Source organism: Pseudomonas sp. A-R-19, assembly GCF_019956575.1.
GTDB lineage: Bacteria > Pseudomonadota > Gammaproteobacteria > Pseudomonadales > Pseudomonadaceae > Aquipseudomonas.
In genome coordinates this window covers 214,026-228,493 of record NZ_JAHBDR010000071.1, presented here as the reverse complement: position 1 = coordinate 228,493, position 14,468 = coordinate 214,026, and the positions used below count along the sequence as shown (strand labels likewise).

General features: G+C 60.5%; 13 protein-coding genes. 7 read left to right on the top strand and 6 right to left on the bottom strand.

The genetic code is table 11. The annotated features are described in order from the left end of the window. Positions 1-272: 272 nt before the first annotated feature. Together KGA88_RS21030 and KGA88_RS21025 are read right to left on the bottom strand one after the other, a co-directional pair. Positions 273-686 (bottom strand): response regulator, encoded by a 414-nt coding sequence (locus KGA88_RS21030; RefSeq protein WP_110661099.1) that lies wholly within the window; start codon positions 684-686, stop codon positions 273-275. Positions 687-751: 65 nt separating this feature from the next. Beyond that, positions 752-961: a Flp family type IVb pilin gene (locus KGA88_RS21025; protein ID WP_110661098.1), complete on the bottom strand. Its 210-nt coding sequence runs from the start codon at positions 959-961 to the stop codon at positions 752-754. 324 nt (positions 962-1,285) lie between these two features. Between KGA88_RS21025 and cpaB the strand changes: the two genes are divergently transcribed. From cpaB to KGA88_RS21000, 5 genes are read left to right on the top strand one after another with little or no spacing between them, the layout of a single operon-like run. Beyond that, entirely contained in the window at positions 1,286-2,230 is a 945-nt protein-coding gene (cpaB, locus tag KGA88_RS21020; protein ID WP_223594068.1) for a Flp pilus assembly protein CpaB, read from the top strand. A gap of 26 nt (positions 2,231-2,256) precedes the next feature. Then, positions 2,257-3,447, top strand: coding sequence for a CpaE family protein (locus KGA88_RS21015; protein WP_110661096.1), 1,191 nt, complete (start codon positions 2,257-2,259; stop codon positions 3,445-3,447). Next, positions 3,444-4,724 (top strand): CpaF family protein, encoded by a 1,281-nt coding sequence (locus KGA88_RS21010; protein ID WP_223594066.1) that lies wholly within the window; start codon positions 3,444-3,446, stop codon positions 4,722-4,724. Before KGA88_RS21015 ends, KGA88_RS21010 begins: the two co-directional genes overlap by 4 nt. 9 nt (positions 4,725-4,733) lie before the next feature. After that, positions 4,734-5,618 (top strand): type II secretion system F family protein, encoded by an 885-nt coding sequence (locus tag KGA88_RS21005; protein WP_223594064.1) that lies wholly within the window; start codon positions 4,734-4,736, stop codon positions 5,616-5,618. A gap of 2 nt (positions 5,619-5,620) precedes the next feature. Further along, positions 5,621-6,511: a type II secretion system F family protein gene (locus KGA88_RS21000; RefSeq protein ID WP_223594062.1), complete on the top strand. Its 891-nt coding sequence runs from the start codon at positions 5,621-5,623 to the stop codon at positions 6,509-6,511. Here the strand turns inward: KGA88_RS21000 and KGA88_RS20995 are convergent. The 3 genes from KGA88_RS20995 to KGA88_RS20985 all read right to left on the bottom strand — a co-directional run bounded on the left by KGA88_RS20995 (position 6,508) and on the right by KGA88_RS20985 (position 9,117). Continuing rightward, on the bottom strand, positions 6,508-6,813 hold the full coding sequence (locus tag KGA88_RS20995; protein ID WP_223594060.1) for a DUF6124 family protein: 306 nt from the start codon (positions 6,811-6,813) through the stop codon (positions 6,508-6,510). The two genes, KGA88_RS21000 and KGA88_RS20995, sit on opposite strands and share 4 nt — an antisense overlap. Before the next feature lie 945 nt (positions 6,814-7,758). Further along, positions 7,759-8,532 (bottom strand): response regulator transcription factor, encoded by a 774-nt coding sequence (locus tag KGA88_RS20990; protein WP_110662346.1) that lies wholly within the window; start codon positions 8,530-8,532, stop codon positions 7,759-7,761. A gap of 114 nt (positions 8,533-8,646) precedes the next feature. Continuing rightward, complete coding sequence (locus KGA88_RS20985; RefSeq protein WP_223594058.1) at positions 8,647-9,117, bottom strand: prepilin peptidase; 471 nt, start codon at positions 9,115-9,117, stop codon at positions 8,647-8,649. 75 nt (positions 9,118-9,192) lie between these two features. Between KGA88_RS20985 and KGA88_RS20980 the strand changes: the two genes are divergently transcribed. Together KGA88_RS20980 and KGA88_RS20975 are read left to right on the top strand one after the other, a co-directional pair. Then, the gene (locus KGA88_RS20980) at positions 9,193-9,633 is read left to right on the top strand and encodes a TadE/TadG family type IV pilus assembly protein (protein WP_223594055.1); all 441 of its coding nucleotides are present in this window, start codon (positions 9,193-9,195) and stop codon (positions 9,631-9,633) included. Continuing rightward, positions 9,630-12,371: a PAS domain-containing sensor histidine kinase gene (locus KGA88_RS20975; protein ID WP_223594052.1), complete on the top strand. Its 2,742-nt coding sequence runs from the start codon at positions 9,630-9,632 to the stop codon at positions 12,369-12,371. Before KGA88_RS20980 ends, KGA88_RS20975 begins: the two co-directional genes overlap by 4 nt. Here KGA88_RS20975 and KGA88_RS20970 read toward each other — a convergent pair. After that, positions 12,368-14,350 carry a pilus assembly protein TadG-related protein gene (locus KGA88_RS20970; protein WP_223594050.1) on the bottom strand — a complete coding sequence of 661 codons (1,983 nt, stop codon included), beginning with the start codon at positions 14,348-14,350 and terminating at the stop codon, positions 12,368-12,370. The two genes, KGA88_RS20975 and KGA88_RS20970, sit on opposite strands and share 4 nt — an antisense overlap. Positions 14,351-14,468: the final 118 nt, after the last annotated feature.

The following is a 14,468-nucleotide window of genomic DNA, read 5'->3' as shown; positions in this document are numbered from 1 at the left end:
ACTTTCAGGTCCATAGGTTTCAGCTCTCGCCACGGCATGGTCAGATCCTCGGAATCGACCAGTGCCAGTTAAAGACTGTTACCTATGTGCTTGAACTGTTTTGTTACCTATGTGGGTGAGTCATACCCGAGCGTTTTTTGCTTACTTTTTTAGGCGCTTGTAAAAAAGTGAGTCGCCGTAAGGGCGAAACCGCCAGTGGCCGCTACCGCAGAAACGGATATGTACTCAATCAACCACAACATGGTCGGCCCAGAGGCCGCCAAGTCAACGGCTCAACCTGTAACCCGATAAACCTGCGGCTGCGGAAACAGATTATTCAGCGTCTCCAACAACCGCACGTGATAAATCGGCTTGCGAAAAAGATCCAGCACCTGCAAACGCAACAAGTCACTGACATCATCCATGCCCGCATGCCCCGACATCACAATCACCGGCAAATGCTGGCGCGACGTATGCTCGCGCAAACGCTTGATCAACGACATCCCGCTCTCCTCCGGCATGCGCAAATCAGTGATCACCAAAGCGATATCAGGATGCCGGGTCAGATGCTGCAGCGCGAGCTTGACCGAAGTGGCCGTAAAACAATTGAACCCCTCACCCTCCAGCAACTCCGCCAACTCAAGCAATGCCTCCTCTTCGTCATCCACCAGAAGCAGTTGTTGGCGCGGCTGTGCGAGAGCGTTCATGAGCTAACACCTGCAAGGGACTGGACACAAACGTTGAGATCGGACAAGTCAGCCAGCCACCGCACTCAGGGCGTCGGAACCAGATTTAACTTGATGATGTCAAAAATCCCCTTTACCGCTCCGGCAATAGGCGTCATGAAAGTCACCAGGACAACCGCCGCCATCCCGGCAACAATCGCGTACTCGATACCGGATGCACCCTCGGTATCCTTGACCAGACCTTTGTAGAAAGCGATTTCGGATTTGACCTTCTGAACAAGCTTGGAAAAAGACATGGCATTTCTCCTGGACGACGACGGGTGTTGCACGGACGCAACATGATTCCCCAGTGCCAGCACCAGCATTGTCGGCATTCCCCGCCCCAACAACTGTAAATACGCATTAACACGAAAGTATTAACCGTTTCGTTGACGTCAAAAAACAGGTCATTTCAGCGCAACTTTGCACTTTCGTTAGATATTTCCCCTGCACTAATGGCATTTCGCTCTACCTGCGCTACGGTCAAATAGCGAAATAGTTCCATGTTCATAGCTGCCTGATTGCGAAGTTGTCTCGTTAGATATGACGGGGTTTTGCGCAGCAGGAAAGGGAGAGCCTACATGAACAGCCGTGTCACCCTGGGCCTCGCCGGATTGCTTCTGGTCGGTGCAATCATTACCGGTTACTGGGGGCTCACATTGAGTCGTCAACCGGTCCCCGAATCCGTTGCCCAATCCACAGTCAGTGCACCGCTCGCCAACACACAGGCGGCCGTACCGGCAGATGACCCTACCCGCCATCCCGTGGTCGTGCTGGTCAACGACGTTGCGCCGTTTGCGCCGATCACCGCCGCCGATGTCACCCTGGAAAAACTGCGCACCGTCCCGGCCGGCAGCCTGACCAGCCTTGACCAGGCGATTGGCCGCACACCCTGGCGCACCCTGACGGCCGGGAGTTGGCTCAACGACGAAAGCTTCGAAGCCGGCAGCAAACTGTCGCGGATGATCCGCTCCGATGAGCGCGCCCTGGCGGTCGCCGTGGACGAAGTGATCAATATCGGCGGGCAACTGACACCCGGCGACTATGTCGACGTGCTGCTGTTCCTGCGCATGGACACCCTCAATCCTCAGCCAACGGCCCAACTCGTGGTGCCGGCCTTGCGGGTGCTCGGGGTCGGCGAGCAGTTGGGTTTGACCAACGACGGCCAGCCTTCCAGCCCGGCCCGCAGCACCGATGAACAGCTCAGACAGGATCAATCGCGCGCCACGGCCCGCACCGTGTTGCTCGCCGTTCCTGAACAACTGGTGAGCCGCCTGATGCTCGCGACCCAGGCCGGCGTGTTGCGCCTGGCCGTGCGCAGCGCCGATGAAAAACGCCTGGCGCACTACTGGGCCGGTGAAAGCAATTCTGCCGCGAGCCTGGCCAATGCCAACCGCGAGTTACTGCAATTCAGCCAACTGGCCATGACCGCGCCGCCCAAACCCGCTGCCAGTCCTGGCGCCGCGCCGCGCAAAACCAGCGTGGCAGTCATTCGCGGCAATGAAATCACTCAACAAACACCCTGAATCGAGCACCACAGCGGGTTATCGCAATGAGCCAGAACCTGAGTCAAACCTTCCTCGCGATTACGCGCAACAGCACCGACCTGGAATGGTTGCAAGGCGCACTGGCGCCCCTGGGTCAGGTGGTCAGTGCCGGTGGCGGCAGCCTCGACGAGCTGTTGGCACTGGTGGACGTGACGTTCGCCAGCCTGGTGTTCATCGGCCTGGACCGCGACCACGTGGTGGCCCAGAGCGCGTTGATCGAAGGCGCGCTGGAAGCCAAACCGATGTTGGCGATCGTCGCGCTGGGCGACGGCATGGACAACCAGCTCGTATTGAATGCGATGCGTGCCGGGGCCAGGGATTTCGTGGCCTATGGTTCACGCTCCAGTGAAGTCGCGGGGCTGGTGCGGCGCCTGAGCAAACGCCTGCCCCCCGTCGCGCCAAACACGCACCTGGGTCGCCTGACCGTACTGTACGGCGTGCAGAGCAGTGCTGACGGCGCGTTGCTGGCCACGCACATGGCGCAGGTGGTGCAAAAAAGCGGTCAGCACACGCTGCTGCTGGACCTTGGTTTACCTCGCGGTGACAGCCTGGCTTTGCTCGGCCTGGAGAGTTCGTTTCATTTCGGCGATGCGTTGCGTCATTTGCGCCGCCTCGACGCGACGCTGATCGACAGCGCCTTCACCAGTTGCGAAGCCGGGCTGCGCATCCTCGCCTATGCCAGTGGCGATGAACCGCTGGAACACACCAGCGCCGCCGAGTTGTACATGCTCCTCAGCGCCCTGCGCCAACACTTCCAGCACATCGTGGTGAACCTCACCGGGCAGCCGGACAGCGAAGCATTGCGTACCTTCGTCAGCCATTGCGACAAACTGCTGTGGTACACCGATCAAAACGTGCTCGACTGCCGCCGCAACCTCGCGGTGCTCAATCTCTGGCGCGAAAAAGGCATGAAGCTCGATCACGCCAAATTGCTCGTGGACCGCTACCTGCGCAGCGTCGCTCCGGACTCCGACACCCTGGGCAAGACGTTCGGCCTGGAGATCATCGCCACCCTCGCCTACAGCCCGGAAGTCCGGCTCAACGCCAAGAACCAGGGCCTGACCTTGTTCGAACTGGCCCCACGCGAAGGCCTCACCCAGGGCCTGCGCACCCTCGGCGAGCGCCTGGCCAAGCACTCCGAAGGCCTGGCCAAGCCCAAGACCGGCTGGTTCAACCGCTTGAGGGGTGCACAATGAACAGTGAAAAACTCTTTGGCTCACCCCAGCGTGGCGCGGTTGGCAATACCGACCACGATGGCCTGAAACTGGTGCTGCACCGCTACATCATCGACGCCATCGAAGAGTCAGGGAAAAACCTGCTGGAAGGTTCGCGGCAGGCGCTGTCGCAGTTCGTGATCGACAAAGTGGCCGAGTACATCGCACGTTTGCACCTGGCTATTTCGCGCTATGAGATGGAGCGCCTGGCCGAGGAGATCGTCGACGAGCTTACCGGTTTCGGCCCGTTGGAAGTACTGCTGCGCGACACGGCGGTGACCGAGATCCTGGTCAACGGCCCACACCGGGTGTTTGTCGAACGCGAAGGCGTGCTGCATCTGAGCGACTTGCGCTTTATCGATTCGCATCACGTCGAGCGTGTCATGCAACGGATACTTGCGCCGCTGGGCCGGCGGCTCGACGAGTCCTCACCGATGGTCGACGCGCGCCTGCCGGACGGCAGCCGGGTCAACGCCATCATCCCGCCGATAGCCCTTGATGGCCCGTGCCTGTCGATCCGCAAATTCCGCCAGGACATGCTCAAAAGCTCCGACCTGATGGCAATGCAAACCATCGATCAGGCGATCTACGAATTCATTCAGGACGCCGTGGGCAAGCGCTGCAACATCCTCATCAGCGGCGGCACCGGCACCGGCAAGACCACGCTGCTGAACATTCTCAGCCAGTTGATCAGCCCCCACGAACGCCTGGTCACTATCGAAGACGTCGCCGAACTGCAACTGGGCCACCCTCACGTCGTGCGCCTGGAAACCCGTCCACCGAATGCCGAAGGCCATGGCGAGGTGAAAGCCAGCGACCTGATTCGCAACGCCCTGCGGATGCGCCCGGACCGGATCATCCTCGGCGAAATTCGCGGTGTCGAAGTGGTCGATGTGTTGACCGCCATGAACACCGGCCACGACGGCTCGATGAGCACCGTACACGCCAACAACGCCCAGGATGCGTTGCTGCGCCTGGAGACCCTGGTGGGTTTGACCGGTCGCAGCATCGCCGAGCGCACGTTGCGGCAAATGATCTGCGCGGCGCTCGATGTGGTCATCCAGCTCACGCGCATGCCTGACGGTCGCCGTTGCGTCAGCGAAGTGGTGGAAGTCGTCGGCGTGCGCGACGACGTGTATGTCACCAACACGCTGTTCCGTCTCGACCGTCGCAGCGGGTTCGGTTTCCTGCGCGAAGCGGTCAACCCGGCTGGCGACAAATTGCGCCGGGACTCGGCGCTTTCTCCCTCGGCGTACTGAGGCCACGGCATGCTCAAACCAGTGCTGCTCATCCTCGCTTGCGTGATCTTTCTCGGCCTGTCGCTGCGCCTGCTCTACAACGGTTTGCGCCAGACCGGCAACGAACGGATTCTGGGACGCCTGAGCCAGGGGCAGCCGCAACGGGTCGTGCAGAAATCATCGTGGACAGGGCTTGAGCGGGCGTTCCTGCGCGCCGGGCTCGGACGCCCCACCGAACGCCTGGGCCAATGGCTGGTGCTCTGGATACTCGGGGTGCTGCTGGGGTTTGCCTTGGCTGGCTGGATCGGCGCACTGCTGTTGCTGCTGATTCCTCCGGCAGTGGTACGACTGTTCATCAGCTGGCGTTATCAGCGTCGCCTCAGTCGCATGATCGAACAACTGCCGATGCTGCTCGACCATGCCGTACGCAGCCTGAAGTCCGGGCGGACCCTGGCCGATGCCGTGCTCGGCGCCATCGATGCCGCCGAAGACCCGCTGAAAAATGCCATGGGCCGGATTCAGCGCAATGTGCAACTGGGGGTCAGCCTGGCGGACGCTGCGTCGGACTTCGCCGAGCTGTACGAAAAAGATGAACTGCGCCTGCTCGCACTCGGCTTGAAGGTCAACCACCGCTACGGCGGCAATGCCAGTGAACTGCTGGAAAACCTGATCAAGATGATCCGCGAACGCGAGCAAGCGGCTCGCCAATTGAAAGCCATGACCGGCGAAACCCGCATCACGGCCGTGGTCCTGGCCCTGCTGCCGGTCTCGGTCGCGGGCTACTTTCTACTCACCAATCCGACCTACCTGCTTTCCATGTGGCACGACAGCTCGGGGCAAACCATGCTGGCGAGTGCCTTCGGATTTCAGGTGATCGGTTGCCTGGCGCTGTGGCGCATGTTGCGTAGCCTATGAATATGAAGATGCTCTTGCTGATCAGTGCACTGTTCCTGTTCGGGGCGGCCCTGTTGCTGCTCAGCGCCTTGCTGGAGCAACGCCGACGAGCGCGCCAGGTGGCCCATCGACTCGATGGCAAGACGCCTGGCGATAGCCGCTTCAGCGAACTGCTGCATGCCCTGGGCGCCAGCCGCCTAGGGCAAAAGTCGGTAAAGATGGACAACGAAACCCACACCTTGCTCAACCGCCTGGGCTGGCGCAGCGTTCGCCAACGTTCGATGTTTGCTGCCTTGCAGGTGGGTGCTCCGGTGCTGGCACTGTTCTTGTGCCTGCTGATCCAGGGGCTGTTCTACCCGAATGTGGAGAACCACTGGATCGCCCCGATACTCGCCACCAGCTTCGGTTATCTGCTACCCAAACGCTGGCTGGCCGCCGCCGCACAGCATCGGCAAAAACAACTCGCCACCGAGACATCAACCTTCATTGCGCTGCTGCGCACCCTGTTCGAATCGGGCATGGCGGTGGAGCAATCGCTGCGCGTACTGAGTCAGGAAGGCAAACAGTTACTGCCCGCCCTGACCCATGAATTGCGCCTGGTTCTGGCCCGTGTCGACTCAGGCATGGAACTCGGCGAAGAGCTGAACAAAAGCACCCGACTGCTTTCGGTAGACGAGTTCACCGACACCTGCGTGATCCTTCAACAATTGATCCATCAGGGGGGTGGCGCGATGAAGTCCCTGCTGGCGCTCAAACAGTTGCTCGATGACCGACGCCTGACACGCCTGCAGGAATACGTCTCCAAGATGTCCGCCAAAATGTCCTTGGTGATGATGCTGTTTCTCTTCCCGGCGCTATTGATCGTCCTCGCCGGCCCGGGCTTCACGGCCCTGGGTCGGGCCTTTGCCCACTAATCCTGCGGATCGAGAATATCCAGCGCCCGATTCACCGCCAACTCGCCCAGCATGATCACCTGCGCAATCCCCAGCAGCGTATTGCGCTGCGAGCCCTGCAGAAACCCCGCGAAATCACTCGCCATCACACTCGCCGACGCCAGTGATTCACAGGCGTGGGCCAGCAGGGTTTCGGTATTGATGTCCGGGGCGATGACGAACATCGTGCCGGGTTTGTGGGGGACTGGTTGCTTGGGGGGATTCAGGTAGTGATCGTGGGTACGGTCGAGGGTTTCGGGGGGATTGGGAGTGGGTTTGATCATGGTGAAGCTCCAAGTATGAGATAGAGCTGCCACTGATCGCCGCGACAGCAATCAAGGGTGGCAGCTGTACGCGGGGTCGCGGACCGAGCTACTTGGAAACCCGGCATACCCGAAGGTATCCCGCGCACAGCCACCATTACATCAAACGACAAGCACCGAAGCGCTCCGGTTTGGGCCGGTGGATTATGCACCAAGTAGACTTAACAGGCCGCGACAGCCCGATCACTGAACTTGCAGTGACGGAGAAAGGCTAGAGATCACACTTCCGATGGACAACCTGAAAAACATGTCGGAGGTTTCCTCGGGGATTTGAGGAAAACTTCACAGGAATGTGTGGGCTGAAAGGACGTCATCGCGAGCAGGCTCGCTCCTACAGTTGGGACGGGTACATCTGAAAGAAATGGGTCGGCTGGCAGGCCGTCTTCGCGAGCAAGCCCGCTCCCACAATTTGACCGAGTACACTCGATAGAGGCAGGTCGGCTGGCAGGCCGCCATCGCTGGCAAGCCAGCTCCTACAGAAGAGCAAAAGAAGAGCGGCGTACACCCACGCCCCTCACCACTCATCAGGCCGAGCGTTAGCTCGCCTGCAGCTCTTGATCTTGATCCACCCGCCCCCTCGGGAGGCTGAGTGGAGGTGTTCATCCGGGGATGGGCGCGCAGCGCCGTTCGACGCAGTCGAACTCATCGCATGTAGGTGCCAGCGAAGCCAACCGGAGGGCGATGCCCCCGGATGAATACCGGAGCGAAGGAACCCCGAGCCTTAGCGAGGGGCCGTACGCCAGGGGCGAGACCTTTTGGTTCCTTTTGGGGCGTTTGCCAAAAGGGACTCGCCGTAAGGGCGAAACCATAAGCCGCCGTTACCGCAGCAACGGATATGTACACCCGCAAATAAACACATAGCCTGACGCAAAGTCTTCGCGAGCAAGCCCGTTCCCACAGTGGATATCAGTGCGCCGAAACCCGCAGCCGCCCCCCGGAACCACTGGGCGACAAGGCCAACGCCAACTGCGTCCGATTATGCATATGCGTCAACCGCAACACCTGCGACACATACAACTTCACCGTGTTCTCGGTAATCCCCAACTCACAGGCAATCTGATAATTGGTCTGCCCCTTGCCCACCAACTGCGCCACCTCCAGTTGCCGCGGTGACAGCTGATTGAAAATCGCCGGAATCTCCACTGCATCAACCTCGGCAACACCCCGGTCACCCGCTTGCGGTCCCCGCCGAACCTTGTCCAGGTCCTGATACAGATCATCGATCGACTCGGACAAATACTGCAGCTTCTGATTCAAATGCCCCAACTGCAGGTTCTTGTGCTTCTCCTGCAGGGCCACTTCCTGACGTTGCAAACCTTCGAGCAACTCATTCAGATCGATTGGCTTCTGGTAATAGTCGGCAACACCCGCGCGCAGGGCCTTGATCACGTCCTGCTTGTCGGCGCACCCGGTGAGCATGATCGCCTCGAACGCCCGGTGCTTGCCCGAAAGCCGCTGCAGCTCCTGCATCAGCTCAAGGCCATCCATGCCAGGCATGTGCAAGTCCAGCAGGACCAGGCCGATATCGAGGTCCTCGTTGAAACGCTCGATCGCCTGATGGCCCGACTCGCAGGGAACACAACGGTAACCTTTGCCCTCCAGAAACTCGCAAAGCTCTTCAACGATCAATGGCGCATCGTCGACCACAAGGACTTTTACTGCCGAAGTAAACTTGCTCACGTGTAACTCCCTGTCAGGCCAAAGGTTGACCCGTCCCTCACCGACAGCCACCGGCTGTACACCTGCTGTCTGAAAAGTAGACGTAGTTTCAGGCTCTGTACATAAAAGGGCCGACTAGTGGAGCCAGGCCAATGTCAGCATCAGCCCCACCAGCACGAACGGTGCAAACGGCTGCTTCTTTGACATTTCAGGCGCCATATAAAAAAGATGGGTTCTAAGCCCTTGACTCATATGAAGCCAGACTCTTGGCGCCAGCAGCAGCCAGAAAACACTGGCCAATCCGGCGCCAATAAACGTACCGAGCACGTGCATACCGTCCGTCGCAAGACCCAGCGCGGCCATGAGTTTCACGTCGCCGCCGCCCAGGCGCTTCATCGAATAGCCAGGTAGCGTGAAGCCCAGGGCCAGTAACAACGCCCAGCCGCCCTGTTGCGCCTCGGCACCCAGCCAGGTCGTGCCGCTCCACAGCAACCAGGCCAGGGCCAGGGCGCCAGCACCCAGGGTCAGGCCATTGGCAATGTGCCGTTGCCGGGCATCCTGCGCGGCACACAGTGCCAGCCAGATCAGTAGGACAAAGCTCTGCATTCGGTAAAAACCGTCCGTTTTGGCTGAATGATTCTATGCTGACATTACACAGTGTTGGTCAGGGTAGACACACTCATGAAAGCCAGCCTCCCCCACAAACAAAAAGGTGCCGCCGCGATTGAATTCGCCCTGGTGTTCATCATTTTTTTCGGCGTGTTCTACGCCATCATCAGCTACAGCCTGCCGCTGTTGTTGATGCAGTCGTTCAACCAGTCGACCGCCGAAGCCGTGCGCCGCAGCGTCGCGCTGGATCCGTCCACCCCCGGTTACGCTGCCGCGCTGATCGCCCGCGCGAAAACGGAACTGACCACGCAAACGGCCTGGATTCCGCCGGCCCTGAATTTCAATACCGCCACCGATGCCACCGTCACGTTTGTAAGCGGGTTGCTGACAGTCCGCATCAGTTACCCCACCAATAAAATCAAAGCCGCCATCCCGTTCCTGAACCTGCCAGGCATCGGTCAGGTGCCGAATCTGCCAGCGACCCTTACGGCTAGCGCGAGCCTGCAATTTTGAGTGCCGGCGACAAACTCTTCGGGCGCCTGCTCAACCGCCATCCGCCCCCTCCCCCGGAGCCGCAAGAGGCACAGCGGGTGCACAGCTTCGGCTTGCAGATGCAGCTCGATGCCGGGGGGCGTGTCATTCAACTGAGCGGTCCGCTGCGGCACCTGCTCGCGCAGCAAAGCCCCGGCGCGCAGGCAGCGCATCTGCTCGACTTCCTGTTGCCCCACAGCAGCCTCGTCATCGAAGGTGCGCCGGCGGACTGGCGGGGACAAACCCTGGACCTGGACTTCTACAGCCTCAACGGTCCACCGCTGCATTTACGCGGCTGGGTGCAACCCTTGGCCGATGCCTGGCTGTTGCAGATGCTCGACATCGGCGACTTGTTGCTCGAACGCCGGCAATCACGCAACCGAGAGCAATGCCAGGTGCTGGCGATGCAAATCGCCGAACAGCTGCGCCTGTGCAGCCTGACGCGCCTGCCCGAGGTGCTGGGCGAACAACTGCAAAGCCTGGCCCAGCGTTTTCAGGTGCCCTGCATTGCCCTGGCCTTGCTCGATGAGCAGGAGCAGGGTTGGCAGATTCACCAGCACTACGCGGCCTTCGATGCACCGCAACTGTGGCAAAACGATCAACGCCTGGGCACGGGGCTGGACAGTTTGAGCGGCTCGGCACCGCAGCACCTGACCCTGCGTGAACACCCGCGCCTGCAAGACACTTTCGGCAATACCGATGGCTTCGCCGTGCCCTATCACGATGCGCAAGGGGTGGTCGCCTGGTTGCTGTGCGGTTTCTTCACGGCGCCCCAACGCGCCCCCGATGTCACTGAACGCGACTGGCTGCAAATCACCGCCGCGCTCGCCAGCCCCTTGCTCGAACGCCTGCGCGAGCATCGTCATCATCTGCAACTGGAACGCCTGGAATCGCTGCAAGCGCTGCTCGGCACCGGCTGGTGGGAAGTTTTCAGCCACAGCAACGAGGTGCAATTGGCACCGTCGCTGGCCACGGCCCTGAACCTTGGAACGTCACGTTTATCCGTGCAGGACTGGCTCGATCAGGTGTATCCCGCCGACCGCGAAGAGCTGCGCATCGGCCTGCAAGACTTGCAGGACTCAGGCATGCCACTGCTGTCGTGCGTGCGCCTGTATCGCCCCGACGATGGCCCCGAACCGGTCTGGTATCGCCTGCAGGGCCAGGCGCTGGGCGTGGGGAAAAACCGTCGGCTGGTGGGCTTCATGCTCGACATCAGTGACATCAAGAATCAGCAGCAGAGCGCCGCCGCCGCCCATGCGCGCCTGGACAACCTGATCGCCAGCTCGCCGGCGGTGATTTATGTCCAGCGCTATGACGAAGGTGCATTGCAACCGGTGTTCTTCAGCGACAGTCTGTTGCCGCTGCTCGGCTGGACCCTGGCCGACTGCGCACCCGGAACGCTGGTGGAACGGGTGCATCCCGACGACCGCCCGCAGTATTTCGAGCGCACCCGGCAGTTGCTGCGTGAAGGCTCGGTGCGCGCCCGCTATCGGTTGCGCGACAGTCGCGGCGACTATCACTGGCTGCTCGATGAAGCGAAGTTGTTGCGCGACGACCTCGGCTTGCCCGTGGAAGCCGTGGGCCTGTGGCTGGACGTCACGGACGCGACCCTGGCCACCGAACAGGTCAGGCAGAGTGAAGAACGCTACCGGATTCTGGTGGAAGATTCGCCGGCGATGATCTGCCGCTACCTGCCCGACCTGACCCTGACCTTCGGCAACCGACCGTTGGCCACGTATCTGGAATTGGCGCCGGAGCAGTTGCCGGGGGTGAATCTGGGCAGCTGGATGTCCGCGGAACAGCGCGATGCGTTCACCCAACGACTGAGCCAACTGAGCCCCGAGTTCCCGGTGAGCACCGCCGAGATCAACCTGCAACTGCCCGGCCGCGAACACGCCTGGTGGGTCTGGTCCGATCGCGGGGTGTTCGATGAACAGGGCCGCTTGCTCGAAATCCAGGCCGTGGGGCGCGACAACACCGAGGTGCGGCGCTCGCAGCAGCAGCTCACACAAAGCGCGAAAATGGCCACCCTCGGTGAAATGGCCACCGGCCTGGCCCATGAGATCAACCAGCCGTTGAACGTGATGCGCATGGCCATCGTCAATGTCCTCAAGCGCCTGAGCAACGGCGATGTGCAGGTCGATTACCTGATCGACAAACTCACCCGCATCGATTCCCAGGTGCAACGCGCCGCGCGGGTGGTGGACCACATGCGGGTGTTCGGCCGCCGCTCGGAAATCGAACAGCAACCGTTCAACCCGGCCCAGGCCATCGAAGGCACGCTGTCGCTATTGTCCGAGGGCATGCGCGGCAAAGGCGTCGACCTGCGCATCAGCGAGACCGGTTTTGAAGTACAGGTGCGCGGTTACGTCGACCAGCTTGAACAGGTGCTGATCAACCTGATGGTCAATGCCCGGGATGCCCTGCTCGACAAGCGCGAAAAACACCTCGGATTCAAGCCGTGGATTTCGCTGTACGCCGAACGGGATACGCACTCGGTACGCCTGTGGGTCGAAGACAACGGCGGCGGTATCGACCCTCGTTTGCTGGAGCGGATTTTCGAGCCGTTCTTCACCACCAAACCGGTCGGCGTTGGCACCGGTCTGGGGCTGTCGGTGAGCTACGGCATCGTCGAGAACATGGGCGGAAAACTGAGCGTCAGGAACTCCACCGAGGGCGCGCGCTTCTGCATCGAACTGCCGATTGTGCCGGCAGACTAGATCACCAGGGATGGGCGTCCCGAGTGACAACTGAGGTTGGCACCCACCTCGACTTTGTTCAGGTCGATCCCCAGGCTCGCCAGCAGCGTGTTGATCAATGTGTCCAGCAACGGGCTGAGTACGGTGTTGATCGCATTGACCAGCGCGGCACTGACATCACTCAAAATGCCCCCCAAGCCACCCACGATACTGCCCGACGGCCCATACATATTGACGCCAAGGTTGCTGACGGTGGTGCTCAGGCTGTTGACGATATTGGTCGTGGTGAAGGCGTAGTAAAACGGTGGCTGATTGATCTCCGGCAGGTTGGCCGCTGCCGGCGCTGAATAGACGTGGGACATGTTGGCATTTTGAGCAATCGGGATGTTGACCATGATATCGATGCCACCACCAACGCCGGGCTGGTGGTTGTAACAGGTTGGCGGCAGGATCAGCAGCCGTTGGCAGGTCTGCACGCCGATATCAATGACCTTCAGAGGATTGACGTTGTTGCTGGGTGGAACCGTCGGTGAGCCAAACACATCGGCAGGGTTGATCTGCCCGATCTTCAATCCGATCAGTGTGGTGGTGGTGTTGGTCGTCAGACTTTTATTCGTCGCACTCACGCAACTGTAAGCCGTGACATAACTCCAGGCTCCAGCCGCTTCCAGTGCCACGTCGATCCGTATCGGTGGTGGCAACAGCTTGATTTCCGGCGTGTCACACGGCACGAGCAACGCGCAGGTCAATGAGTTGACAACACCCACCAGGTCAAGATGCAGCAATGCATTCAGGGTATTGGTCAACGGCGCAACGAGATTGATGACGGCATTGACCAGAGGCGTGATGGCGTCCAGTACGGGCAGGTTGATCGACAGCAATGTCTTGACCTGAGCCGTGCGCACATAGATGCGGTTGGGGCCCAAGGGGGCCAATGCCGCGTTTTTCGGATTGCCGATGGCAGACAGTTGCGGCGGCTCCATCACCTGCACCCGTGCAGTGATTTGCGCCAGCCCTGCGATGTTGATCGGCAAGCTCGCGACCAGGGCGTTCTTCTTGTTGGCCAGTTGCACGAACCCTTCGATCAGATCGAACGCTTTCAGATTCACGGCAAGGGCCGAGATGTCGGTGCCACTTTCAACATGCAACATATTGCCCAGCACGACGGACGTCGTCCCCGCTGCCACCTTCAGTGCTTGCAGGCTGACGATCGTTGCGGTTGCGCCAAGTGTGCCGTTGGGGTCCAGCACGTTGATGGCTGTCTGGATCAACTGGCTGACATTGACTGTATTGCCCAGAACCTGGTTGTAGCCGGCGGCGGTCAAGCCGAGGTCAATTTTCAACCGATCGAGGTAGCCGAGCAGGCTGATGTTGGTATTGACCAAACCGTTCCAACCCGCCGCACTGACAGTGACGTTCCCCCCCAGCAATCCCCCGAAAAGCAGACTGGTAATGGCGGCCTTGCTGGTATCGAAGGTCAGGGCTGTACTGCGGATCGTCAAGGAAGCCAGGGGTGGCGGCAGCGCAGCGACCGCCGTGGCGCTCAGCGTCATCGTTGAACCCGCTGGTGCGCCGCCAAACAAAGCGCCGATGCCGCCGGCAATACTCTGTTGCACGACATGGCTGGCGATAACCCGAATAGCCTCGCTTTTGCTTGGGTCTGCACCGAATACCCGAAGGTTGTTGGCATCAAGGGTCAGTGCGCCGCACGCCACAGCCAGTGCGCGCCCGGTGGAGGGAATGGCGAAACCATTTCGTTGTGCACTGGCCGTGGCATAGGTGTTCGCGGTTGAGCTGGCGGAACAGTCGCCACCCCGTGTTGCAGCTTCAAGCGCGGCCATGTCGGCCACGCGCTGCAAACTGCGTTTTTCCAGGTACAGCCTGCCGGTATCGACCACCAACAACATGAATGCCAACGCCAGGGTCAGGGTCAAAGCAGCCATCAGGCCGATCGCCCCCCGTTGCCGGGCCGGGCCGCGAAACTGCAGGCGGGGAGACATGGCGCACTCCTTTGCCGGCACACAGCCGGGCGCAACCTCCATGGGTGACCAGCAGTGTAGACAAGGGTGGCGGTGGCTGCTGGCAACTTGCCAGCGCAGACAATAAAAAACCCTGTGG